The organism is Faecalibacterium sp. Marseille-Q4896 (assembly GCF_017377615.1).
GTDB classification, from domain to species: domain Bacteria; phylum Bacillota; class Clostridia; order Oscillospirales; family Ruminococcaceae; genus Faecalibacterium; species Faecalibacterium taiwanense.
Genome location: NZ_JAFREG010000004.1, coordinates 1 through 24,997, shown reverse-complemented (window position 1 = coordinate 24,997; position 24,997 = coordinate 1). Strand labels below are relative to the sequence as shown.

The window sequence follows — 24,997 nt, the reverse complement described above, 5'->3', positions numbered from 1 at the left end:
TTATGATGAAAACTACAGGGTCTGTCCAAGAGAAAAATGGACGTTTCTATTTCGTGGTCAATCTTTATGATGCCAACGGCAAGCGGAAGATCAAGTGGATCTCCACAGGTTTGACCGTCCGGGGCAACAAGCGCAAGGCAGAATCCATGCTCCGGGAAGTGCTGCTCCACTATGATGAGACCGGGGAGCTGCCCACGGGGCGGGGAGGCACCTACGAAAAAGTAGACGCTAAAACCGCCAAGCCCCTGCCGCTGCCCCTCCAGCCCGTCAACAAGTCGGAGATGCTGTTTCTGGATTATCTCAACGAGTGGGTGCAAGTCCACAAGGCATCCATCCAGCCTGCAACCTTTATCAGCTACAATCGGATGATCACCGGGCGCATCACGCAGTATTTTGAGCCGCTGGGCTTGAAGCTGTGCGAGGTCACGCCGCAGGTGCTGGATGAGTTTCAGGAGAAGATCTTGCTGGAGGGCTACACCACTAACACGGTCATTCACTACCACGCCATCTTCGGTAAAGCGTTCAAGGATGCCGTCCGCAAGGACTATCTGGAAACCAACCCGATGCTGAAAGTTGACCGCCCGAAGAAGAACAGCTTCCGGCCCAACTTCTACTCCAAGGATGAAGTCCAGCAGCTGCTGGAAGTATCGCAGGATGACCCCCTGCACCTGTGCATCCTCATTACGGCCTACTACGGTCTGCGCCGCAGCGAGGTACTGGGGTTGAAGTGGTCGTCTATCGACTTTGAGCGCAAGTCCATCACCATCAACCACAAGGTGACGGAACAGTTGGTGAACGGCAAGTACGTTCCTGTGGTCAGCGATGTGATGAAGAACAAGACCAGCTGCCGTACTCTGCCGCTGATCCCGGCTGTGGAAGAAGAACTTCTGAAGCAGAAGGAAAAGCAGCAGCTCTACCGCAAGCTGTTCAAGAAGAGCTACAGCACTGAGTATCTGGATTTCGTCTGCACCGATCAGGAAGGCAAGCTGATCCGCCCGAACTTCGTGACGGAGCACTTTGATTGGCTGCTGACCAAGTACGGGCTGAAGCACATCCGTTTTCACGACCTGCGCCACCCGTATGTCAAGCCCACGACAAAAAAATTTATAACTTTTTTTGAAGTTTTTCGGGCAGCTTCATAGCTGCCCATAGCTGTTTCAAATGGGTGTTCACGGTTATACCTCCTTTTCGGATTCCTTAGTTTCTAAGAAATCCTGTGTTGCATATTCAATCTCAATCCTATCTCCTGGAAAGACGTAAACTTTGTTGATAAGCCGGTCAATCAGAGCTTTTGTCAGCATGTTGGCGTTTCCGACTTCCTGAACAATTTCCTGTTGTTTCAGCTTAATCTCATAATCACTTTTTATCTGCTTTGTCTGTGCAGTAATGACAGCATGAACATTTTTGGCTTGTACCAGCTCCGTGTCATAAACCGCTTTTCGTGTTCGATAGGTTTCCAAATCAATCTCTCCGAGTGCATACTGCTCATAAAGATGCCGCTTGCTGTCTTGAATAGAACGGAGTTTTTCTTCATGTTCGGCCTGCTGGACTGTCTGCAAATCCAATTTATCCTTATTGCTATCAATTCCCAATGCCGGACACATTTGAGCCCGAATTGTTTCAAATACAACCTGCTCCAGATCTGCCATCTTTATGCGCACACCATGACAAGGAAGCGTTTCAGCCACCTCGGAATGACGGCAATAAAACCACGCACCATTTCGTAGAGACATTGCATGATCGCAGCATCCACAGAACACCTTACCACGGAGCAGATAATCACGCGGTTTTTTATTTGACAGAGAGAAACGCTTAATTGAAGCATTGGCTTTCTCAAATAGATCCACACTTACAATAGCCGGATGATGGTTCGGTATTTTGAACCACTCACTTTCATCCTTTAACTGTGTATGTCGGCTGCCAATCTCTTTTACCTTTCTCTTGCCAATTACATAGGTACCGATATATCTTTGATCTTCTAAAATACGCAGGACCGTTGATGTACTCCAAACGCCGTTTGTTCGGGAAACATTGTAATAGTCCTTGCCTTTAAGTTTGCGATATTCCCCAGGGGTGGGGATATTCATGGCATACAGTTTTCTTGTGATCTCGGCTGCGGTGTTGCCTTCAGACGCCCATTGAAATATCATCTGCACATTCGGGGCAACATCCTCGTCCGGTTCCATACGTCCGTCTGCACTCTTGCGATAGCCGTAAGGACAGATGACACTCTGATATTCTCCACGACGCATCTTTGCGTATTTTGCACTTTTGGTTTTCAAGGACATATCCCGGCTATAACACTCGCTAATAAGATACTTGAAAGCAATATCAATCCCTCCAGTATCACCTTTGAAATTAGCTGTGTCAAAATCATCACTGACGGAAATAAAACGGGTGTGGTAAAGAGGAAAGACCCGCTCAATAAAATAGCCGGTTTCAATGCTGTTACGTCCAAATCGGGAAAGGTCTTTTACAATAATACAGTTGATCTTTCCGGCCTGAACCATTGTTAAAAGTTCCTGCACCGCCGGACGCTCAAAGTTTGTCCCTGTATGACCGTTGTCAATAAATTCCAAAATCTCACTGTTATCCCATTCCGGCAGAGACATAGCTTTTTCACGGAGAATCAGTTTTTGATTTGGTATGCTCAAACTTTCGGTTTTGAAATCTTCCACAGAAAGACGGATATAAAGGGCAATCACATAGTTGCGCACGGTTCCACCGCCTTTCCCTGAAATTCATTTTTGAAACGGAAGGTTACATGAATATTCCGCTCGTGGTCGATCTCAATTCGTTCAATGAGCCGTTCAATCAGTTCTGCAGTCAGCACATGATCCTGTGCCAGTGTTTTTGCATCCTTTTCCATTGCACGGTATCGGGCAAGCTGGTTGTCTAGGGAGTCCATAGATTTTTCAAATACTTCAATCTCACCAGACAGAGCATTGATAGCATATTCATAATCCGCCTTCAATTCAAAGTATTCATCATTTGTCAAAATACCCTGCACAAAATTTTCATATAGACCACGGATCAGCCGGCGTGTTTTTTCAATTTCCTGCCGTTTGGCCGACATCTGAATTTTCAGCTTATCTTTTTCCTGTTTTTGTCTTGCCTCCAACTGAAAGAGTGGCAGCGACATTCCCAGCGCAACTGTCAGCTCTTTTTCAAGAATAGCCGTAACAGTAGAAATCAGTTCCTTTTCCTGCATCGTTGCGCCTTTGCAGCTATCTTTTTCTACCCGGCTGTTTGTAAGGCAGTGGAACCAATAAGTATCGGGGCCTTTCCGGCGCTCGGCACGTTGCCGGTGAAGGCTTCTGCCACAATCAGCACAGAACACTTTGCCTTTGAAAATGTTTGGCGTGTAGGGGCGTTTTGGAGTTGCTTTGCTTTCTTCACAGATCTGTTTTCTGTATTCCTGAACTGCATTAAACAATTCATAGCTAATGATCGGTTCATGGGTGCATTTGGCAATAATCAAATTATCTTCTCCAGCCTTGACCTGCTGATGATCTACAATCTTTGTTTTTCCTTGCACCAGATCACCTGTATAGACTTCGCTTTCTAAAATTTTCATCACTGTACGGGTCTGCCATTTGCCGCTTCCAATCAGGCCCGGACTGGTAATCTCGCCAGTGGCCTTTTTATAATGGCTCGGTGCCGGAATCCCCATCTCATTTAGATTGCGGACAATCCGGTTCAGAGACACATGCTCATGTGCCCATTCAAAAATCTGTTTTACCACAGGGGCAGTATTTTCATCAATCAGAAGTTTATGACAATTATCAGGGTCTTTCCTGTAACCGTAAGGTGCCCGTGCACCAATATAGTCGCCATCTTTCATAGCCTGCCGCGCTTGTGCTTTGATTTTTCGTCCAATGTCCAGAGCATAGGCTTCATTGATCATATTTTTCAAAGGCAGCATGATACCGCCATGAAGATTTCCGGAATCCGCTGTATCAAACTGATCCGTAACAGCAATAAAGCGAACATTATGTGCATGGAAATACTGTTCGATATAATAACCTGTGTCAATAGAATTTCGCCCTAATCGGGAAAGATCCTTAACAATCACACAGTTAATGTGGCCTGCTTCAATATCAGATAGCATTTGCTGAAATCCAGGGCGGTGAAAATTTGTCCCTGTAGCCCCGTTGTCGATATAGGTATCATACACAACGAAGTCCGGTTTATCTGAAAGAAAGTCATTCAGTACCAGCTTTTGGTTTTCTACTGAGCAGCCCCGCTTTTTGTTATCCTCCACAGAAAGACGGATATACAGAGCCACATGTACATACAAAGATGGTGCCGGCATAGGTGCCGCCGTCTGTTTTCTGCTTTTTCTTGCCATTTAGCCCACCATCCTTTCTTCATTTTTTGTAGCAATCTGTTCCGCCAAAGAGATTGCTTTCTGATATTCATCCTGGTAATTAAATTCAATATGCAGTTCATCTTTACCCATTACCCGTATGCTTCGGATAAGCTGCATGACTGCCCGGCGGTCAATATCCTCCATAGTAGAAAATTTCATAAAATGGTTGATCCAACGGTTTCGTTCGCTTCGGTTTTCCAATACATCTGTAAGTTTATCGTTCCATTCAGCGATTGCCTTTTGGAACAGTTCAATATCTGCATTGTATTTTCGCTTATAAGAGAGAAATTCTTCCTTTGTCAGAATTCCACTCACCAGATTTTCATAGAGTTTTGCCTTAAAGCCCTCGGTCTGTGCCACACGCCTTTCATTTACTCTGATCTGTGCGGCATATTCCTGCGCCAATTCCCGGTTGATCCGTTCCTGACTGATACTGGACAGCAGGGCATCCAGAGAAGCAACATTTTCAATATGTCCTTTCAAACTGTCCTGCACACATTCAATCAGATCCGACTCTTTCAGCATGACCGACGATGTGCAGCCATTCTTTTTGCCGGTCGGGCAGTAATAATAGTGATACTCTTTATCTTTATAGCGGTTCGTCTTGCGGGTCATACGGCAGCCACAGCAGCCGCAGATCAAAATACCGGAAAACAGGTAAACTTTATCCGATTTGGGAGAAGTCCTTGTGTCAATCCTGCGGAGGCGTTGCACCAAATCAAAATCATGCTTCTGTATGATCGCTTCATGGGTTCCCTCCACACGAATCCATTCCGAAGAAGGTTTGTCCTCGCGCTCTTTTAATTTGAAATGGGGCGTTGTCTGTTTGCCCTGGACCAGTGTTCCGGTGTAAGTTTCATCCTGCAAAATGCGGATGATTGTAGTTGCAGACCATTTGCAATCCTTTCGGTCTGTATAGCCACCTTTTGCATGAGGCATTCCGTGATTGCGCTTATACGCCAAAGGCGAAAGAATTCCTAATCGGTTCAGTTCATCCGCTATATGGGAAGCGCTGAATCCCTCCAGCCGTTTTCTGAAAATATCCCTCACAACATTAGCAGCATATTCGTCTACTTCCAGGCTCTTGTGTTTATCACCGACTTTCACATAACCATAAATGGTAAAAGCACCTACAAAATCCCCGCTGCGTCGTTTTACTTCCAGGGCGCTCCGTGTCTTAACGGAAATATCCCGACAGTAAGCCTCATTCATAATGTTTTTGACAGAAACCGTGAGATCATCGGCAGCGTCATTTTCCGTGTCCACATTATCGTTAATTGCGATAAAACGCACTCCATAGGCTGGAAATACTCTGCGCATATAACGGCCTGTTTCTATGTACTCACGACCTAAGCGGGAGAGGTCTTTGACAATCACGCAGTTAGCTTCGCCTTGTTCGATCATCCGCATCATTTCCTGAAATGCTGGGCGATCAAACAAAACACCACTATAACCATCGTCAATTTTTTCTGCCACAACCTCAATTTCCGGGTGTCGGGCTATGTAGTCATCGATCAGGCGCCGTTGGTTAGCAACGCTGTCACTTTCTACTGTTTTATCATCCGTATAAGAAAGACGGATGTACTTAATCGCTTTGTAAACCTGCATAAAAAAACACTCCTTTCGTTGCACAGAAAAATCCCCGCAATTCAAGAAGTGTGGTTATTCCATATTCAATTCCTTTTCCGATTCTTATTCTACCATGCTTTTACGGAAAAGTCAGCCCCTTTCTTAAAATTGCAGCTATCGCAAAATACCCTTGATACATTCTTCCAGGGTAGCACCTTCAGCAGAAAAACTGGCTTGTACAGTAAAACGTCCACACTTAAAATGGTATGGATTTTTGATTTGCTGAACAAATTCTGCAATCCGTTCATCACGAGAAAGTTCTTTGTTGACAGAGACATCCCGAATGTCTACCAGCGTACCCACTTCACTGACAATGGTGTTCAATTCCATAGTATCAACTCCCTTCTGAAAACTGTGTTATCAAAACCACATGAATAGGTCGGATCTATGGTTATTACACACATAAATCCGGCCCATTATATCTGATTTCGATTTTGCTGCCGTATTTGCCACGCACCCCGGCAAGTCCTTCTGTTATAAGGACGGGGCTGTTACAGGCTGCGGATAGCGTCACCGCATCATAGTCCCACATACGCCGCCGCTTTGCCAGAGCAAGCAAACGCCGCAGGAACTCTCCCCAAGTCTATAGGAAGCTGTGAAGAAGTACCATTATGATCTGCGTCGTTATTGCGTCCGGCCTGCCACAGCCGGTTTCGTAGGTTGCGTTTATCGCTCGGACAGCCTGGATTCATCACCTCCTTAGGCCGCCTGTCACCGCGCCGCCCCATCTGCCGCTCAGAACACAGAATGAAGTACCTGTAACAGCGTATATTCAGTTGTCAAGGAACAAGCAAGGGGCATGGCAGACAAATTGACATTACAGTTAGGGTGGAGGATGTATATGCTTCCTTACCACACCCGTCCAGCTTGTCCCGCCGAATATGTCCCTCTATTATACATTTCATTTTTGATGGTAATTTTCGGGGTCTGTATTCATTTTTTCTAAAATTTTTTTCAAACGCCGAAGTCCACGTTGGATTCCTTCATGTACAGAGCTGACGCCGGTTCCTTCGCTTTTTGCAATATCCGATAAACTCATTCCCAACAGAAAATGTGAAGTGATACGGTTACGCTGTTTTTCCGGCAACGAGGCAAGCGCTTCATATAGTCTAGCGTTTTCTTCCTTCTGTTCAAAAATATCTGCCGGTGTCAAAACAAGCACCATAGCCTCATGTTCCACATTGATGTCATAATCCAAAGAAAAATAGGCTTTATGCCGGTATGTACGCAAAAAATAAGCTGCTTCAGCAAGTTTATATTCCCGGAGAATGTCCGCAACTTCATCCGGCACCTCAACGATCATGTCCTGTGTATAATACGGGTAATAATCCCGAAGATTGATTTTCTTCATAGTAATTTCCTCCAATTTCGATGTTTGAGTTGATGGCAAAAATCGAAATCAGAGGGTGGGCTGCGGCAGCGATAAGGTCTAAGTCTCTTTCTGATTAAAAAAAGGGTACAAAAAAGCGCGCCCGTACAAAGAACAGGCGCGCCAAAGCAACAGTATGAAATTTTTCCGGGAGGTTGACAGCAAAAATGCTCAAACTTTGTCGAAACCAAAAACGCCGCAATCCATACGAGCTGGACTACGACGTATAGGTGACTGAATGTAAAGCAGCTTATCTGCAGGTCTGTGTTGCATAGACGCATAGGCATTTCCTCCCATCAAGGAGGAATCTGAATCGGCTGCTTGATACCTCCTTGGGAGAAAATTATATCGGTTATGTTTCCTGTATCAGTCCGCAGACATTCGCTTTTTACTCTTTATATTCGCAATTTTCTACATATTCTGCTTTTAGAATATATGCTGCAAAAAGCAAGCCCACAAGGGGAAAACGACACCTTGTGGGCTCATGTTATAGATGTTCAAATTTATAGCCGATCCCGGCGACACTCTCAATATAGTTTGGAAGATCCGGTTCAAAGCGCAACTTCTTACGCAGCTTACTTATATGATTATGAATGGCTTTTCTCGAATAGAAATCACAATCCTCTTTCCAAACCAAATCGGTAATCAGTTCATAAGTAAAAACACGTTTGGGATTAGCAATGAGTAATGCCAGTATATCAAACTCCTTACTTGTCAGGTTGATAATCCGTTGCCTAACCTTGACAGTACGATGTTCCAGACATAGATAAAGCTCGCCTTCTTGTATTTCTGTAAGAGGATTCTTCTCTGCTGCGGAGAAAGTGTGACAGGAATTGAATACCGTTCCATGACTGACTCCTTGTTCCAAAATATATTGCATTAGAGCATTCTTTTGTTCCTCGTTAAGAAGCAGAAATAACTTTTCACCAATCTTCTTGCCGGATTCTTCAATATCAAAAACAGCTAATGTCCCATCACATCATCACCTCCATATTTTGATAAATTTATTGATTAGAGCTCAATTCTTGCTTTCGATGGCTTATCTTCCCAATAGGTAACTTTAATCGTTGTTCCCTTGTCAGGAACGTTGTTTCCTGCACCAATCCATTTTCGGCAGATGTAATCTTTACCGTCTATCGTATATTTGACCTTGATAGTATGCGGAAAGGCTGCGCCATCCATAGCATGAGCGCGGACAGGTTTACGATTCACTTTTAACCACCATTGTTTTGTAACTGAAATTACAGTTCCCATTGTTTCTTTTTCCATAAGTTACCTCCAATGATATTTTTGATTGATGATACCTATTTTCTATTCAACCTTTTCTTTGTTTGTTGTAAATGCGGAACGCTGCCGCGCCGGTGGCCGCCAACTGTACCAGAATCAGTACAGCGAATAGGCCGAAGCTCTCATAGTAGAACAGTTCATCCCAAAACAAAAGAACATCACAGAGGGCAGTCAAGGCAACCGTCCAGCGGATGTGCCGGGCCAGCCATTGCCGGAACACCAGCACAAGGGCAACGGGCGGGACGATCAGCAGCGCCAGATTCAAAATCAATGTCGGGGTCAGTTCCATTGCGTCGCCTCCTCGCTTTTTGTTGATAAGGTCATTGTAAAATGCAAAAAGGTCAGGCAGATGCAGACTTATTAAACAAGACCCATGTACTAATAAAGTAACTTATTAAAAGGACACCTAAAATAGCCAACACAATCAAAAGCTGCTGTACCAATCGCTGTACTCCGATATACACTGCAATCTGCATATGGAATCCTACAAACAAAAATACAAGGAATGCGCCAGACAAGATAAGGGCCAGTATAACCGGAACACCAAACCATACAGCTAATTGTTTCAAAATCAACTTTCGTATATGGGGTTCTTCTACGCCCATATTTCTTAGAACCCGAAAACGATATTTATATTTCCCGGAATCTGATAATTGCTGCAAAGCCAAGATAGTAAAACAGGTTACAAACAAGATGATTGCGCTATATGTCAATCCAGTTTGCATAATGAAAATAATAGCAGAATTATCATTAACCTCGATTGTCCGCATGGTAATGTTATAAGTTACAAGCGAATCAGTAAGACTTGAATTTTCAAAGTATGATTTTAATTCTTGAGCAATATCATAAGAAATTGTTTTATCTGCCATCATATACCGGAATGTATTAGCTGATGTCAGTTTATTGCAAATGTGATCTGGTACAATATATATCACACTTTGAAAATTATAAAAATCTTCGCCTAAGTCTACTGTATGTGCAGAAATATCAGCAAGCTGTAAATCGCCTCCATCAGTTTTAATAGATTTGTGAGCTTCAAGATACGCCGAAATTGAATCTTGGGGCGTTATGGAAAGCCACTGGGTTGTAAATTCATGATCCCGTAAAGAAATTTCATCATAACCTGCCATCTTTAATAGATGGTTATAGTCGGACAAAGAAATCGCTGTGATGGGTGAGGCATTTTTCCTGCTATTCTCCAGTTGGTTATAAAAGTCAGTTTTGTTTACAAAGTATGTCTTAAAAGAGCAATCATCACGAACAGAAATATTCTTTTCAATGAAAGAATCAAGAAAACTATAATCCGTTACAGGCAGCTCTTTTTCGGACTGTATGCCGATATAACCAGACTGCATACCAATGTAGTCCGAAGAAATCTGTATATCAAAAGGAACTCTTTTTTCCAAAAAACCTTGTGCCCATCCAACAAGGAGTGGTGTTACAAAAAATAATGCCATGGATAATGTAAGTGTGAGGCAAATCAAAGTCATTGAAAGTGTTTTCGATTTTAATTTAGATAACAGTTGTCCAAAAAAGAACAGATTTTCTTCTTTATACTTCTGGCGTTCTTTGATAACCAACAAGTAATTACTAAACAAAACGAAAAATACACTCACTCCAAATACAACACACCAAAACAGAAATCCCATATAAACATTAAAAGCACCTTTATCCATCGGCATTGCAAGGTACACTTTGAAAACTGGCAATATGGAAAGAATAATCAGTTCCAACAGGCCAATACATTCAATCAAAAAGAGCTGCTTTACTGTGTTTTGTTCTTTTCTTCTGAACTTTTCCCTTATATGCGTAATCAACATCAGAATTGGTAAAATAATGCTGATTGCAGACCATATTTTGATTACCATTTCAAATTCTCCGTTAAAGTAGTAAGACAGGGTTCTAATATTATAAAAGGTAATCAGCAGATAAAGGACAAAATTTACTGGAAAGAGTTTGTATATCCATTTGTGGGGGGTTCCCAATATATCATTTTTTCGTTCTGCATTTAGCATATCAATTATCTTTATTTTTCGTATCGTGCGAACTTGAGATAAACCAACTGTCGCAAAACATATGCAGAAAAATAGAATCGTCAAAATGATTGTATCTGGAAAAAGCATAAATGAAAATTCAAATGGTTTATGATACATTTGAAGCAGCATAGCAGTAATGAATTGAGAAAACACACCACCTAATCCTATCCCCACAATAAGCGAAAAAATTCCCATTATTAGTGATTCTACAAAGAAAAGTCGAGCTATCGTTGATTGCTCCATTCCAATAATACTCTGAATTGCAAATTCTCTTTTCCGCCGTTGTATCATAAAGTGGTTTACATACTGCATAAGGAACATCAGCAATACAGTAATCAATAGAATCGCATATTTAATTCCGTCACCTAATATATCTAAATTAAATTCTGCTCCTATATTCGGATCATAATAATTGCTGGAAATGGAAAGGAAAGCATAAAACATAGATATACACGCCGTCAGAGTGACAATATATATCAAATAGTCTTTTGTAGATTTCTTTACATTTTCAAGTGCTAATTTAGCGTACATCATTCACACCCCCTCCCATCATGGTGAGGACATCCAAGATTTTTTCAAAGAAAACCCTACGAGAATCACTGCCTTTGAGAATTTCCGCGAAGATCGCACCATCTCTTAAAAAGAGAATACGATTGGCATAGCTTGCCGAAAAAGCGTCGTGTGTTACCATCAGGATTGTTGCGTCAAGGCTTTCGTTAATACTCTGGATTGTGGAGAGCAAGGCTTGTGACGAGTGACTATCTAACGCGCCGGTAGGTTCGTCCGCCAGGATCAACTTTGGCTGGTTGATAATAGCTCTGGCACAGGCACACCGCTGTTTTTGACCGCCGGACACCTGATAGGGATATTTATCCAGAATATCCGTGATATTCAGCTTTCCGGCCATTTCCCGCACCCGCCCATCAATCTCACCTGCAGGAACCTTGTTGATAGTCAGTGCCAAGGCAATGTTTTCCGAGATTGTCAGAGTGTCCAGCAGGTTAAAATCCTGAAATACAAATCCAAGATTCTCCCGACGAAACCGGGCAATCTGTTTTTCGTTGATTTCCGTCACATCGGTTCCGTCCAGATAGATATGTCCCGCACTGACGGTATCAATGGTGGAAATACAGTTGAGCAGGGTAGTCTTGCCGGAACCGGATGCTCCCATGATTCCTACAAATTCCCCCTCCTGAACGGAAAAGCTGATGTCCTGAATTGCTTTTGTAACATTCCCGCCATTTCCGTAATATTTTTGGATATGATCCAGTTTCAAAATTTCTTTCATTGTTATCACCTCTGATCTCTATTGTAGAATAAGAGTGGCTTCGTTTGTATCAAGTTTTCTTACAAAGTTCTAACAAAAATGTAAGAAGTGCAGGACCGCAATCAGCCCTGCACTTCATGGATCAGACAGTTGATGTGAAACGCCAGGGAAATGGCGGTTCCTTGTTCCGATGATTCTGCCGCAATGCCAATGCCCAGCTTTTCACAGAGCCGTTTGCATAGGTACAGGCCAATGCCTGTGGACTGCTGGACCATACGACCATTCTGACCGGTAAATCCCTTTTCAAAGATACGGGGCAGATCGGACGCAGCAATCCCGATTCCATTGTCCTCCACGACAAGAACAACCTGATCTTGCCGTTTATGAGTAGAAATGCGGAGAACCGGTTGTTCCGTACGATACTTGACCGCATTGGCAATCAGTTGGTTCAGAATAAAGCGCACCCACTTTTCATCTGAATAAACCGTGTCCTGCATTTCCTCCACTTCCAGACGCATACCACCTTGGAGCAGCAGATATTTATTATCTGCAATCGCCTGATGCACCACTTGGGACAGTGCCATTTCCCGGACAGAATAATCTTTCTCTGTATGTTCACTGCGGGCGTAATAAAGAGCTTGTTCGGTAAAGCGGTTGGTCTTTTCCAGTTCCAGCAGAAGTTCCTTTGTCCAGTCCGTCCGGTGGTTTTCACATAGGAGTTTCATGGCAGTAATGGGCGTTTTGATTTCGTGAATCCATTGCTCAATGTATTCTTTGTACTCCAGGCGTTCCCGCTCGACTTCTCCAATCTGTTCCAACATGGATTTTCCAGCCATTTTCAACAGCTGATAGTAAACCTGATCCTCGGCCTGTTCCGGCAGCTCCATCACTTCGGAAATGAGGTATCTTTCGGAAAGCTGCTCCGCCATATCCAGAAGTTTTCTCATCTGCCGCTTCCGTTTCCAGTAAGTGAGGATAAGTCCCGTCAGCAAAATCAATGCCCATACAATCAGGATCAATACTACTGCGGAAACCGAATTGCCGCACACCAGTAAAAATACAGTAAGTGCAGCCATACAAACAAGGTTCGTCAGCAGAAATGGAAGCCTGTTTTTCCAATATCGTCTGCTGTTCATATCGTGTACCCCTGTCGGTGCTTTGTCTTGATAAAATCCGTCAGGCCGATGCCCGCCAGTTTCTCCCGGATGCGGTTGATATTGACGCTCAAAGCATTGTCATCCACATATAGCTGATTATCCCATAAATATTCAATCATATCTCCACGAGAACAGATTTTTCCTCCGTTCTTGAACAGGTAATAGAGAATTTTCAATTCGTTCTTGGTAAGCTCTACGCTCTGTCCATGATAGTCCAGACTGCTGGATTCCAGACGCAGCACCGCATCTCCATAGACGATCTGTTCCCGTTGCTGTGTGGGATAGGCTTTTTTCAGCAGAGAAGCGATTTTCGCAAGCAGGATCGCTGTGTTATAGGGCTTCGTGATAAAAGCGTCTCCGCCCAGCATAATGCTATTCAGCTCGTCCATATCTGTGTTGCAGCTTGTCACAAAGATGATTGGCACTTCGGAAAATGTGCGAATCTCGGTGCAGAGAGAAAAGCCACTGGTCCCCGGTAGCTTGATGTCCAGTATAATCAAGTGTGGCTGCTCAGCTTTGATCTGATCGATCACATCGGAAAAATCCTCCGGAGCCACCGTTTTATAGCTGTTGCTTTGCAGCAGCGTTTTCAATTCATTCCGTATTAACGGATCATCTTCTATTATCAATATTTTTTCTTTCATATCAGCCTCCGTGAAAAAAATACGATATGCAGTTGCTCATTCTCCCATTGACATTCAAATAAGTCAAGTATATATGTTAAAGCAAACTACCCTTTAACCCTTTTTTGAAAACCAGTACAGCTCTTTCGGTTCCCCAAAAAGACATCGTAACAAGTCGATAGCTTTCCTTTTCCATTTCTTCTATTTTTGCATTGATTTTCTCTGTTACATTTTCCACGGTAATTCCTTCTACTAATTCTGTCCGATACATCATATTTTACCTCCATAAGCACTCAATTCAAAACCAATTCACTTTTTCTGCTTTGAATTGAGGGGTATCGCCTTCCTGGTATGGATTATAGGTATTGCGATTACACCCAAATTCTTTTAATGCCTTTATTTTATTATCCTCTGTCCATTCAACCAGCGAGATTCCATCAAATTCCTCTATACTTCCATTGTTCATTTCATTTTTGAAATACCACTCCACAATCGTTTGATCTCCCTTATGAAAAAATTGCTTGATTTCCCAAATAACCACCTTGCCACGGGTATTCCATTCCTGAAACCAATGCTTTACTGTTTTTCGGTTGTTATACTGGGGGCTCCAGCTTTCTGTATAGATCACATCTTCTGTAAAAATATCATCAATGCCCATATCCTGCTGATTGAGCCACATATCAAACCATAGTCGGATCGTTTTTTCTCGTTCATTCATGATATAAACACCTCACCATTCTTTTGTCTTGCCTTCGCGTTTGTTTTGCACAACCTGGGTTTGATATACGAGAACAGGAATCAGAGAAACCAGGGCAAGTACACCAAAAACTTCCGAGCGATTTACAACCGCAAATATTACGAACATAAGCAATATCAGCAACCAGGGATTACGCAGATTTCTGTAATAGTTTTCCTTGTCCTCATAAGAAGTATGAAGTTCAAATGGCTTACCGTCATTATCTTTTTCTACAATCAACAATTCCCGATTAAAGGTGGCGGCATTTGTTGCTATGCGTCCGCCTTTTTCAGCCCATGGCCGTAGGCGTACTTTACCAACAGAGTAGTTCAGGTTGATGTTTTTATAAAATACTTTGTAACCCATCCCCTCTAAAAACTCATGATAATCGGACGCGTCGGCCTTCGATTTTTGCCCGATAAACTCTACACAGTATTTTACCTGATCCGGTTTACACGCCTCAAATTCATACAACATTTTTTCCGCCCGAATCAAACGATAGCCCTTTTCAGACATTTTATTCAGCCAATGTTCCTGGGCAGTCAACAAACCGCCAAAGAAACGATAATACTTTTTGCTCATACTGCACCTCCAATAATTTCATTAGCTACGCCTACAAGTTCATTGAGCCTTATCAGTTCCTTTTCTGCAATTTCTTTTCCTTGCGTTGTAATGAGATATTCTTTTTTCCGTCCCGCACTATCTCCAAAAGGTGCAATCCAGCCTTTTTCCTGCAACGAGTTCAACGCACCATATAAAGTACCTGCCCCCAGCGTAAGCCGCCCTTTTGTATTATCTTCAATAAATTGCATGACAGCATATCCATGTTTCGGGGTATAAAGGGAAAGCAAAATAAAGAATGTCACCTCTGTGAGCGCACCGCCTTTCGCATTGTCTCGCATAACATCTGCCTCCTTATTACGGTTACTGTAATAAATATATCACTAACCGTAATAGAAGTCAATAACGATCCAAAATATAACAGAACGCTAAGCTTTATGATATAGCAACTTGTTCATAATAGCAAAAATTGGTCGGGACAATAAATTTACTGTCCTGACCAATTTCTCATAAAAAAGCGTCTATCCTGTCCACTACAAAGACATATTTTTATATGTATAATGATTTCATTCCACAAAGAATAAAACCCGCCGGATCAGATCCGGGATATTGACCGGGGCGGTAATATAGTCGTTCACGCCCTCATGTCGGTAGTTGGTCGCTCCTTTTTGCTCATAGACATAGAAAAAGGACAGTCGATTTTCTCGGATGCCCTTGTGGGTAGGGTACTAATTTTTGCTGTGTACTGCTAGATAAAATGTTTTTCTGAATACTTTATCCGATGTTCAGTACATCATGGATTACCCAAGGTTGAACTGTAACCATAACCATAAATATATAAATTACAAACAAAAGTACTTCGACCGTACCATTAACATTCTCAGATTGAAGTTTTTTTCTAAAATTATTCGGCAAAGCTTTTGATAGCAGATAATAAATCCAATATCCCAAACAGGCTCCAGCCGTATTTATAATAAGGTCATTTATATCCGATGAACCCCAGCCAAACATCTGAACAATTTCAACAGATAAAGAGAATAGAAAGCCAGTTAATGCAACGGTCTTTATGTGATGATACCTTTTATACAGAAATGGCAGGAAAACTCCTAACGGTACAAATAAAATTAAATTAAGTATGGTATCTATTGGTCCGGTTATCATACCAAGAAACGGAATCAGGGAAATCTTTGGACTAAATGACATTGTGCTTGTATAGCCAATACCTGCTACGGTTAAAATTCCAAATAGATAATAGCAAAACACAAATACAGCGGTAATATGAAGAAAACTTTGTTTTCTTCCCGATTTTTTAAGATATAAAAAATACAATAAGAGAACTGGAACTATAAACACATACCCACTAATTGAACGGATAAGAATGTCAGAAATTGATAACATATTTTTCACTCCTTTACTTGCTATCAAAATTGTTTTTGAGTATATTATACATGCTCGTGAACCAAAAATAAAGTCACATATTATTAAGTTTTTCTTCAATTTATCTGAATACTTGTGCTTGCACCTACATCATTTCAGTCTGTCGGTGGCGTTGTTCTCTTTGGCATATCGTCGCGCTGCTTCCCGGCGTTCCTCGCTGTATGGGGCGGTCAGACGGAAAGAGAAACGCCCCTTTGCAATATCAAACTCCATGCAGCCCGTTTCGTGGTCTGTGTCGGTCTGGTAGCACTCGTCGGGGTACTGCTCGGCATAAGCGGAAAGTCACCTTTTGAGGTTGGTGTTGTGGGTGCGGATATGGATAAGGGGATCTTTCTCGTCAAATCATATATCAGCGGTCTTTTCCTGTTTGGTAAGGTGTGACAAGAATTGAATACCGTTCCATGACAGACTCCTTGTTCCAAAATATATTGCATTAGAGCATTCTTTTGTTCCTCGTTAAGATGCAGAAATAACTTTTCGCCAATCTGTTTGCCGGATTCTTCTATATCAAAAACAGCTAATGTCCCATTACATCATCACCTCCGTAAAATTTTTCAATTACTCCACAAAGAACAAAACCCGCCGGATCAGCTCCGGGATATTGACCGGGGCGGTAATATAGTCGTTCATGCCCTCATACCGGTATTCATATTCCGTGGCAAGGTCGTTGTTCTCGGTGAGGATAAAGAACGGCAGAACAGGCAAATGTCCGCGAAATGTTACAACGGACAAAAAATTTTATTTTTTCGCATTTCTCTGCTATAGCAGTTCAAAATAATAACTCTATTATAGGCAGTTATCAAAGGTTTATCAATGCGGCAACTGTAAACAGATCCTCTGCCAAAGACTCTTAAAACTACTGGCAAGCAATGCAATCTTACGTAAGATTGCGTATTTAGCAGAAATCCCGTTCCCGGAATTCCTGCTAAATGCTTGTTGGTGACATATCCCCAAACCCCTGAAATCATTGCCGGTGGCAATGGCTGCGCATTCCGTTGGAACGCTGAAAGCGAAAAGCAGACAAACCTTATTGACGGGATTTTTCTGTGCTGCGCTGCGGTTGTGGCGGGGAAGAAATCTCCAATAGATATTCCACATTGGCCCGAACATTATGAAGTTCTTTCATATCATTTTTGGCCTGCTTATAGGCAGAATAGGCTTTCCGTTTTTGTTCCAGAAGGTCGGTGTATTCCTCCCGGAGAGATTTGACAGAGGGGAGCTTTTTGATTCCCAACTCGTCAAAATGATTCTTTGCCGCCTGATGCAACAAAATTTCAGCCTCATGTGCTGTTCGGAATTTTTTGCTGTACCCGGCTTTGCGATATTCTACATAGACAGCCCTCGTTTTCGCATAGTTTACGATCTGCTTTTGCAGCTCGGCATTGGCATTCATTCTTGACTCCAGATCTTTGATCTGAACGGATAAGGTATTGAAATTAGTGGTAGTGGCGTTGGCTTTTTCCAGAAGATCCTCATAACCCATATCGCCATGTTCTTTTAAATAGAGCACTGCCTGAGAAAGCTGCTTTAGATTGAACACTTTTGCCCAGCGCTCATAACCAGGGCCCTTGCCGGAACGGATTGCAGCTTCAATATCAACCAGCAATCCAACTTTGGAAACCGTTTTTTTAGAAAAGGCATGGCGGGGTTTTACTGTCCGTGTACCGGCAATCCGTTCTTTGATGGCCTGTTCTGTATAATCGCCTTTGAGCGTATCGCATCGGGTATAATTTTCTTGTCCCGGAACTCGGAACCGAAGATGTTTTCTTTCACGGTTGACTTCCAGCCCAGCAGTTTCCAGCTTCTGTAGAAGTTCCTCAAAATCTTTTGGCTTTTCCTCTAATGCAGCATCAATAGCAATGCGTATCTGCTCCTGAAAGGAAGGCTGCTTTTTATTTCCCAGCCATGTGCCATAATGCTCCCGGCTGGGTTTCGGATTTTCTACAATCGAAAGTCCATGCTCCAAACACAGCTTGTCATTCATTCGCCGGATTGCCCAGGTAGAGCCCCAGAAGTTGCGAAATTTTTTCTGACAGTCCAGTGTAGTAGAGTTGATAATGATGTGATTATGGACATGGTGCTTATCCACATGGGTGCAGACAACAAAGGCATGGTTTCCTTTTGTGAGCTTCAGTGCCAGCTCCCTGCCGATCTGATTAGCTTCTTCTGGCGTAACTTCGCCGGGCTTAAATGCCTGACGGAGATGGTAGGCGATCACATCATCTGCACCCTGATTTCTGCCGGTCAGATTTGCATACTGTCGTTTGGACAGAAGAAACTCTGCATCAGCAAGCCGGGTATCACACTCATAGCCATAAATGAATTTTCCAAAATCGGTTTTCTGCGGATTTTCTACATAATCAATAATATCTGAGATCGCAGTAGAGATATTCCGACCTTTTCCTACATGCAGAGGCATCAGTCTTGTGGTCGCTATTTTCGTCACCTCCTTAACTTAATTCCAATCAGAGAAGTTATAATTGCAGAAAAAGAGCGGGGCTGCCTATGCGCCCCGCCAAATCTGCTTAACCAAATATAAAATCCTTTAAGGCACTGTTTGCCCCGCCAATGATCCCTGCCAGCCATGCAGCCGCCAGAGGCAGACCGTATGGACTGATAAGAAAGGCGATCATAAGCCATGCAAGACCCGGCAAAAATCCTGCGACAAAGAACAGCACCAATGCCGCCAGAAAGATGATCCCAGAAAGAATCCCAAGTACCGCACCGGAAAGAACCACTAAAAATTTACATACCAGATAAAGAATCCCCGTAACCAGCATAAAGGGAAGTGCCAGTAATTTACCTATCAAACGCATACGCTTTGCCTCCTTTCAGAAGGGCATCTGCCCTTATAAAAATTTTACCGTGACGGCAAAAAGAAAGCAACGGCTTTCCGGCTGTTTATGAAATGTTTGCAAATCCCCGGATCAGTTTGTCCATGCCATCCCAAAGGCTGTCCAGACGGGTGCGGATGTCATCTATATCTGCGGCATAAATATTGCCGGTCTCATTGGCCCGTCTGGTATATTGGTTTAAGTTATTGGAACAAATGCGGAGAAGCCGGATCATTTCCTGAATATCTCCCATATCAAGGTGAATGATGTAACCGTCTACGGCCATCTTTCGCAGATATGCCGACAGGTTGGTAATGCCAAGTTCCGCCATGCGTTCTTTTACCAGTTCGGCCTCCGGTTCGGACATGACAAATTCGACGCGGACGGATTTTTTGTTATGCCCGCCCTTCATCGTTCCAACCCTCTTTTATGAGATGAGACCTCCTGTGTTGAAACCACCGTCTTTGCTCTTTTGAGTTTTTCCCGCAGGGTGGTCTTTTCCAGCTTATCAAGATATTCCTCCAGATTTCCGGCTGTCGCATGATAGCTGCGTTTGAAGCGTTCCCGTTTTAGAATCATCATCAGCTCCGGCTCATTTTCCGGCAGATAAGTCATTGTTTTAGGGGCTCCATGCTCTGGCATAAACCGGTTCATAAGCTGTCTCCGTTCCTGATAGGGAATCGTGATAACATTTCCATCCGCAAATGCAACGGCTACATTTCCGATTGGACAGGTCAGCTTTTTCATCCGTTCCACATGTTCTCTATAATTTAGCGGATAGAGATTGCCAAATATTTTTCCGTCCCTGACTTCTTTCAAAGAGATGGCATAAGCCAAAACGGGATCATTTGTCTGTTCCTGGTAAAACCGCCACACTTTATTTTCATGGCTTCCATCCAGATAAACTTCCCGTTCGCGCAGGGTATAGGTTCCGCAAGGGCGTGACATCCAAAGAAGCTGTTTATCCTCTGAACGGTCTGACACAGCCAGTTTTGAAATTAGTTCCTTATCCAGGTCAAAGTCCTCTTTATAATGTTGGGTATGAAGATCTACGATACGGGAAAGAGCACCCAAAAGATCTACATCCTCAAATCTTACCCCGGCCATCAGCGTTCCCTTTCCGGCACAGGAGGGATCATCTGCCTTGCTTCATGCTCCGGTTTGTCTGCTTTCAAACGGTCCATCAAAGACGGCTTTGCTTCCGGCACCAGCTCCCGGATTTCTTCATCCGTCTGTCCGTCTGTCAGATCCGGGCGCACAGGAGGTTCGTTGTTCAGCCTGCCATCCAGCATATTGTAGTTCCCGGTTTGTCCTTCCTCATAAAGTTCCGCATTGCGAAGATAACTTTCCGGCGCCTGAAACGGCTGTCCGGCAAACAGAATTTCTCTTTGGGTGGTAAACTGTGCAAGGACCCCATTTTGCAGTCTCGCAAATTCTTCATACTGGCGCAAGGTAAGCCCTCGTTCCAACATTTCCGTCTGGGTATGCGCCCAGCCTTCTCCATAAAGAAAATAATACATATCGGGCTGATCACAGACAAAACACAGGGAACCGTCCTGATTGTCATAGTAAGATGGCTGCATATCCTGGTAATGGCAACGTTCCTCACGCCCCAAATACACACGGTTGTCCGCACCCAGCATAGCGACCATACCCGCGTAATTACTATGGACCGCAGAGCGGATTTCTACCAGCGGATCTGTTTGAGAAGGAATCTGTCGGCCCGGAATCTCGTTTTGTTTTTCCGCTGCATCATTTCTTGGTATTACTTCTTCATGGCTGCGCGCATCCAGTTCCGGTTGAGATGTTCCTTTCCGAACAGCGCCGGGTTCCGGTTCTTTTTCTTTCACATAGTATCGGACATTTGCTGTCGTATGCTCGTTGGCTTCCTTTGCATAGTTTTCAGCGTCGGCTTTGCTATCAAACTCCAACGGTTTTCCATTTTCCTTGCACCAGCTTTGTGCCGGTCCGAAAATAGAAGTGCTGCTTCGTACTGCCCATACACCATAGGTCCGTTTCCTTTCCATTTCGCATCCCTCCTTATCGTTCCTGCTGTTTGGAAGTTTGTTGCTTTTTTACTGGGTCTGCCGGTTTTGTTGCCTTTAGCTGCTGACGGAGAGAATTCTTATGCTCCGGTTCGGAATCTGTGATGTTGACATATTCGCCAATGATACAGAGCGCTTCTCCATAACTGCCGGAAGCAAATACCCGGTCAGACATTTCTTTTGCCTGTTCTTTTAGACCATGCTCCCGCAAAGTACGGGAAGCAATACCAAGCAGATTAAAAATGTTCCCATCTGCTCCGATCAGAGGGCAGTCCGGTTTATCTGCCAATGGTTCCGGTGTTTCTATAAATCCGCCTAAATAATTCGGCACAAAGTCCGACAGCCATGTGCCGCCATAGACTTCATGGGTCTGTAAACGCCACAGGGCAAGTTTCCCTATATCCAGTTTCACATCATCAAAAGGGTAAAGCAGACAGGTCAGTTCTCCGTGCTGAAAAGCAAACACATTTTCAAACTGGCTGCCATCTTTCAATATGCCTGCATTTGTCAGCATTTCGTTGATCCCGTCCACCCATTCTGTCAGATCTCCGCCGCAGCCCTGTAAAATCAGTCCTTCCTTATCCGGCATACGGCGAAGATCCTCTGCAGTAATCGTGTTGATATTCAAAAAATCGCCTCCTATCGTTTTTGTTAAAATATAAGTTTTGTCCGCAACTTAACCTCATTTCAAAGCACCGGAGTATTCTTATACAGCTCCCTTAAAAACAGATGCGAATAGCCATTGAAAATCAAGGACTTTTGGGGCTAAGTTGCGGACATATCATGGTTGGTTTTGCCGCTGCCGGCGTTTGCGTTTCCGCTCGGATTTCCGTCTTGCATAGACCCGGCAGGCATCGGAGCAATATGCCTGGCTGGTTATAGGAAGATATGATTTTCCACACACAGAGCATATTTTCTGTCTCATGGAGGTGTCCTCGCCGGTAATGGCTGATTCCAGTGCTGCATCCACCGGCAACACCGCTTTTTCAAAGTACCGGCAATAAGCACCGGTCCACCATTTATTCAGCATGTAGCAAGGGCTGTCCAGGGGAAGGCAGATCTTATCCTGAGAGTCATAGTTGGCGCAAAGCTCTGTAACCAGCTTTCGGATTGCAGACTGCTCCGAGCGTTTTAATTCCCTCTCTGCCATAATGCCTACCTTTCCGGGTCACTGCTTTGTCTGCCGCCGGAAATTCCGGTTGCATCAGTAACATTCCTGGACTGTGAAAGGGCATCGGCGATAGAGTTCCGCTTTTTCTGTTTTGGTTCATGGTAAATAAAAAGTTCGTTTTTTCCCGGTACATACAACAAGCCATTTTCTTCGCAGCGGAAAATATCACATTCTTTGTCAGTTGAAACAGCATAAAACCCTCTATAATCAAAGGGTACCTTTTGCCGCTCCTGATAGGTACACAGCCCTAAGTTGGGGTCACTTGCCAGCCGTTTCGATATGGCGAAAAAGTCGCCTTCTTTTTTGTAAAATTTTCGTATGGGCGTGAAGTGATAACCTCCATATTCAAAGGTTTTTCGATCAATCATTTGCGCCTGCCTTTCTTTACGGGAAATTCCAGCTTGAAATTCACATATTTACCGCCGGTATCATCCAGGATCACTTCCGCATCATAGGTCCTTCCTGTTTTTTCACTGTAAAGCCCGGACATAGAAATGCGGCCCTCTTTCAAAAGAGCCGCTGCCACAGACTTTGTGATAGATTTTTTCTTGCTGGAAAAGAAACGGTTATCTTTCCAAAGAGCAAAAGAACATTCCCTGTTGCCGCAGAAAAAACCTTTCTTTCCTTCAAATACCGGGGCACCGCAGCGGGGACATACCCCCACGGCTTCGTGTGCAGTTCCTTTGGAAGAAGGAAACAGATCCGCAAAACGTTCTTCCGGGGTAGTATGTTCTTTTACCAGCGTCCGGCTCATATCTGCAATCTGATCCATAAAAGATGTTGCCGACAGTTCGCCATGTTCCACTTGTTTCAGCATGGATTCCCATTCTGCAGTTAAGATGGGAGATTTGATATTGTCCGGCAGGACTGCGATCAGGTTCTTTCCTTTTTCCGTAGGAATGAGCTGCTTTTTCTTTCGCTGTACAAATCCGGCAGAAACCAGCTTTTCCAGTGTTGCCGCACGGGTAGCCGGAGTACCCAATCCTTTACGCTCGGCATCTTCCGGCATATCTTCCGCACCGGCAGTCTCCATAGCGGACAGCAGTGTGTCCTCCGTATAGTGTTTCGGCGGTGAAGTTTTCCCTTCACGGAGACTTGCTGATACAGCTTCAAAAGTCTGTCCTTCCTGCAGCACAGGGAGAGCGACAGCTTCATTTTCTTTGTGTTCCGTTTCACTCTGCCTGATACTCATACGGTGAATCCGTTCCACCTCTTTCCAGCCGGACTGTAAAATAGTCTTTCCTTTTGCCGTAAAAGTATATCCCTGGCAGTCCAATATAGCGGTGACCGCTTCAAATCGGTGTACCTGCGTTGTGGCACAAAGCAGTCTGACGGCAAGCAGGGTAAGCACATCCCGCTCCCCGGAAGGAAGCTCTGACAGGTCTGTCCGTGCGATTTCCACAGTTGGGATAATGGCATGGTGGTCAGTCACTTTGCTGTCATCTGTTACCCGGTCAATGTCCGGCTCTCCGGCGTAGCCTTTTCCAAAGGTCATATTGTCACGCAGCCACAGGATCAGGGAAGCGGCGGTTGCCTGCATGTCCTTCGTCAAATACTGGCTGTCCGTTCTCGGATAGGTTGCCAGCTTCTTTTCATAGAGAGATTGCACATAATCAAGGGTCTGTTGAGCCGTATAGCCATAAATACGGTTACATTCCCTTTGCAGAGTTGTAAGGTCATAAAGGCGGGGAGGCTGTATAGTTTTTACCTGCTTTTCCACAGAACGCACAAAAGCGGAGTTGTGGTCACAGTCCATACGGATTTTTTCAGCCTCGGATCGTTCCGTCATTTTTTCGCCGGAAGCAGTAAAACCTCCGCAGATGATTTCCGGCACATAAAAAGGCTTACTGATGAAGGATTCAATATCCGACTCACGCTGTACCAAAAGTGCCAGTGTCGGTGACATAACACGGCCGACATTTAGGGTGACACCATACAGGACAGAAAAAAGCCGGGTGGCATTGATCCCGATCAGCCAGTCGGCTCCTGCCCGGCAGACCGCCGCATCATAGAGCTTATCGTAATCACTGCCGGGGTGGAGATGGTCAAAGCCCTCACGGATCGCCGCATCCTCCATACTGGAAATCCAAAGGCGCTCCATAGGCTTTTTACATCCGGCATATTCATAGACCAGACGGAAGATCAGTTCTCCTTCTCGTCCGGCATCTGTAGGATAGTTCTCGGAGGTGACTTTTCTGACATTGTTACTCGATGGCATCCAATGGGCCGATAAAGCGGTAGAAAATCTGGATTTTCTGGACGTATTCGCCATCGACCTTTTCCGCTTTGGATACCAGAATCTTGTCAATCAGCTGATGCAGAATCTTATAGTTCAGTTCGGTGATACCAGCGTACTTGCTGACTTCATCAATAAAATCCTGAATCTTGTCCAGCTGATCGTGTTCAGCACGGCCTTCCCGCTCGTACTGCTCAATCTTCTCGGTCAGTTCAGCCTGTTCTTTGTCGTAGCGAT

General features: G+C 44.0%; 28 protein-coding genes and 3 pseudogenes. 1 reads left to right on the top strand and 30 read right to left on the bottom strand.

The genetic code is table 11. The features are described 5' to 3' along the window. Positions 1 to 2 precede the first annotated feature (2 nt). Complete coding sequence (locus J3348_RS08260) at positions 3 to 1,142, top strand: site-specific integrase (RefSeq protein ID WP_207698734.1); 1,140 nt, start codon at positions 3 to 5, stop codon at positions 1,140 to 1,142. A gap of 33 nt (positions 1,143 to 1,175) precedes the next feature. On the opposite strand, the gene J3348_RS08255 is transcribed toward J3348_RS08260, so the two are convergent. The 30 genes and pseudogenes from J3348_RS08255 to J3348_RS08120 form a co-directional block, all read right to left on the bottom strand. Continuing rightward, the gene (locus tag J3348_RS08255) at positions 1,176 to 2,717 is read right to left on the bottom strand and encodes a recombinase family protein (RefSeq protein WP_207698733.1); all 1,542 of its coding nucleotides are present in this window, start codon (positions 2,715 to 2,717) and stop codon (positions 1,176 to 1,178) included. Next, positions 2,702 to 4,351 (bottom strand): recombinase family protein, encoded by a 1,650-nt coding sequence (locus J3348_RS08250; protein WP_207698732.1) that lies wholly within the window; start codon positions 4,349 to 4,351, stop codon positions 2,702 to 2,704. The genes J3348_RS08255 and J3348_RS08250 overlap by 16 nt, the downstream gene beginning before the upstream one ends. Further along, complete coding sequence (locus tag J3348_RS08245) at positions 4,352 to 5,980, bottom strand: recombinase family protein (protein WP_207698731.1); 1,629 nt, start codon at positions 5,978 to 5,980, stop codon at positions 4,352 to 4,354. It abuts the gene before it with no gap. A 135-nt stretch (positions 5,981 to 6,115) separates the two neighbouring features. Beyond that, a complete protein-coding gene (locus J3348_RS08240; protein WP_005361189.1) occupies positions 6,116 to 6,331 on the bottom strand; it encodes a DUF6870 family protein in 216 nt (71 codons plus the stop codon). A 571-nt stretch (positions 6,332 to 6,902) separates the two neighbouring features. Continuing rightward, positions 6,903 to 7,352 (bottom strand): sigma-70 family RNA polymerase sigma factor, encoded by a 450-nt coding sequence (locus J3348_RS08235; protein ID WP_064786723.1) that lies wholly within the window; start codon positions 7,350 to 7,352, stop codon positions 6,903 to 6,905. A 505-nt stretch (positions 7,353 to 7,857) separates the two neighbouring features. Further along, a complete protein-coding gene (locus tag J3348_RS08230; protein ID WP_077326085.1) occupies positions 7,858 to 8,250 on the bottom strand; it encodes a winged helix-turn-helix domain-containing protein in 393 nt (130 codons plus the stop codon). A gap of 131 nt (positions 8,251 to 8,381) precedes the next feature. Further along, complete coding sequence (locus J3348_RS08225) at positions 8,382 to 8,639, bottom strand: hypothetical protein (RefSeq protein ID WP_015542931.1); 258 nt, start codon at positions 8,637 to 8,639, stop codon at positions 8,382 to 8,384. 46 nt (positions 8,640 to 8,685) lie between these two features. After that, positions 8,686 to 8,946, bottom strand: coding sequence for a hypothetical protein (locus J3348_RS08220; protein ID WP_077326087.1), 261 nt, complete (start codon positions 8,944 to 8,946; stop codon positions 8,686 to 8,688). 52 nt (positions 8,947 to 8,998) lie between these two features. Beyond that, positions 8,999 to 11,227, bottom strand: a complete 2,229-nt coding sequence (locus tag J3348_RS08215) for an ABC transporter permease (RefSeq protein ID WP_181985398.1) — start codon at positions 11,225 to 11,227, stop codon at positions 8,999 to 9,001. Next, positions 11,214 to 11,981 (bottom strand): ABC transporter ATP-binding protein, encoded by a 768-nt coding sequence (locus tag J3348_RS08210; RefSeq protein ID WP_077326089.1) that lies wholly within the window; start codon positions 11,979 to 11,981, stop codon positions 11,214 to 11,216. Before J3348_RS08210 ends, J3348_RS08215 begins: the two co-directional genes overlap by 14 nt. A 101-nt stretch (positions 11,982 to 12,082) precedes the next feature. After that, complete coding sequence (locus J3348_RS08205; protein ID WP_077326091.1) at positions 12,083 to 13,096, bottom strand: sensor histidine kinase; 1,014 nt, start codon at positions 13,094 to 13,096, stop codon at positions 12,083 to 12,085. Then, a complete protein-coding gene (locus tag J3348_RS08200) occupies positions 13,093 to 13,761 on the bottom strand; it encodes a response regulator transcription factor (RefSeq protein WP_077326093.1) in 669 nt (222 codons plus the stop codon). Before J3348_RS08200 ends, J3348_RS08205 begins: the two co-directional genes overlap by 4 nt. A 76-nt stretch (positions 13,762 to 13,837) precedes the next feature. Further along, positions 13,838 to 14,014, bottom strand: a complete 177-nt coding sequence (locus tag J3348_RS08195) for a hypothetical protein (RefSeq protein WP_002578900.1) — start codon at positions 14,012 to 14,014, stop codon at positions 13,838 to 13,840. A 24-nt stretch (positions 14,015 to 14,038) separates the two neighbouring features. Next, the gene (locus J3348_RS08190; protein ID WP_077326095.1) at positions 14,039 to 14,458 is read right to left on the bottom strand and encodes a nuclear transport factor 2 family protein; all 420 of its coding nucleotides are present in this window, start codon (positions 14,456 to 14,458) and stop codon (positions 14,039 to 14,041) included. Between the two features lie 12 nt (positions 14,459 to 14,470). Continuing rightward, positions 14,471 to 15,058, bottom strand: a complete 588-nt coding sequence (locus tag J3348_RS08185; RefSeq protein ID WP_077326097.1) for a DUF2812 domain-containing protein — start codon at positions 15,056 to 15,058, stop codon at positions 14,471 to 14,473. Continuing rightward, complete coding sequence (locus J3348_RS08180) at positions 15,055 to 15,378, bottom strand: PadR family transcriptional regulator (RefSeq protein ID WP_055201540.1); 324 nt, start codon at positions 15,376 to 15,378, stop codon at positions 15,055 to 15,057. Before J3348_RS08180 ends, J3348_RS08185 begins: the two co-directional genes overlap by 4 nt. 225 nt (positions 15,379 to 15,603) lie before the next feature. Further along, a pseudogene (locus tag J3348_RS14245) lies at positions 15,604 to 15,690 on the bottom strand (response regulator); the annotation flags it as partial. 121 nt (positions 15,691 to 15,811) lie between these two features. Further along, positions 15,812 to 16,435, bottom strand: coding sequence for a VanZ family protein (locus tag J3348_RS08175; protein ID WP_077326099.1), 624 nt, complete (start codon positions 16,433 to 16,435; stop codon positions 15,812 to 15,814). 129 nt (positions 16,436 to 16,564) lie between these two features. Next, positions 16,565 to 16,858 (bottom strand): annotated as a pseudogene (locus J3348_RS14240) (hypothetical protein). Positions 16,859 to 17,032: 174 nt separating this feature from the next. Continuing rightward, positions 17,033 to 17,179: pseudogene (locus J3348_RS08170) on the bottom strand (response regulator); the annotation flags it as partial. A 322-nt stretch (positions 17,180 to 17,501) separates the two neighbouring features. Continuing rightward, the gene (locus J3348_RS08165) at positions 17,502 to 18,911 is read right to left on the bottom strand and encodes a relaxase/mobilization nuclease domain-containing protein (RefSeq protein WP_207698846.1); all 1,410 of its coding nucleotides are present in this window, start codon (positions 18,909 to 18,911) and stop codon (positions 17,502 to 17,504) included. An 88-nt stretch (positions 18,912 to 18,999) separates the two neighbouring features. Next, positions 19,000 to 19,290, bottom strand: coding sequence for a CD1845 family protein (locus tag J3348_RS08160; protein ID WP_207698730.1), 291 nt, complete (start codon positions 19,288 to 19,290; stop codon positions 19,000 to 19,002). Between the two features lie 85 nt (positions 19,291 to 19,375). Next, a complete protein-coding gene (gene mobC, locus J3348_RS08155) occupies positions 19,376 to 19,720 on the bottom strand; it encodes a plasmid mobilization relaxosome protein MobC (RefSeq protein ID WP_005361131.1) in 345 nt (114 codons plus the stop codon). After that, a complete protein-coding gene (locus J3348_RS08150) occupies positions 19,717 to 20,382 on the bottom strand; it encodes a hypothetical protein (RefSeq protein ID WP_347565377.1) in 666 nt (221 codons plus the stop codon). Before J3348_RS08150 ends, mobC begins: the two co-directional genes overlap by 4 nt. Before the next feature lie 32 nt (positions 20,383 to 20,414). Next, positions 20,415 to 21,335, bottom strand: a complete 921-nt coding sequence (locus J3348_RS08145; protein ID WP_064785837.1) for a DUF4316 domain-containing protein — start codon at positions 21,333 to 21,335, stop codon at positions 20,415 to 20,417. A gap of 13 nt (positions 21,336 to 21,348) precedes the next feature. Next, complete coding sequence (locus J3348_RS08140; protein WP_064785839.1) at positions 21,349 to 21,981, bottom strand: hypothetical protein; 633 nt, start codon at positions 21,979 to 21,981, stop codon at positions 21,349 to 21,351. Between the two features lie 153 nt (positions 21,982 to 22,134). Further along, positions 22,135 to 22,503, bottom strand: coding sequence for a cysteine-rich VLP protein (locus J3348_RS08135; RefSeq protein ID WP_015542943.1), 369 nt, complete (start codon positions 22,501 to 22,503; stop codon positions 22,135 to 22,137). Positions 22,504 to 22,508: 5 nt separating this feature from the next. After that, a complete protein-coding gene (locus J3348_RS08130) occupies positions 22,509 to 22,892 on the bottom strand; it encodes a hypothetical protein (protein WP_015542944.1) in 384 nt (127 codons plus the stop codon). Next, positions 22,889 to 24,796, bottom strand: coding sequence for a DNA topoisomerase (locus tag J3348_RS08125; protein ID WP_347565376.1), 1,908 nt, complete (start codon positions 24,794 to 24,796; stop codon positions 22,889 to 22,891). Before J3348_RS08125 ends, J3348_RS08130 begins: the two co-directional genes overlap by 4 nt. Next, positions 24,729 to 24,997, bottom strand: a 269-nt coding sequence (locus J3348_RS08120) for a DUF4368 domain-containing protein (RefSeq protein ID WP_207698729.1), incomplete at its 5' end; no start/stop codon positions are given. The genes J3348_RS08125 and J3348_RS08120, both read right to left, overlap by 68 nt.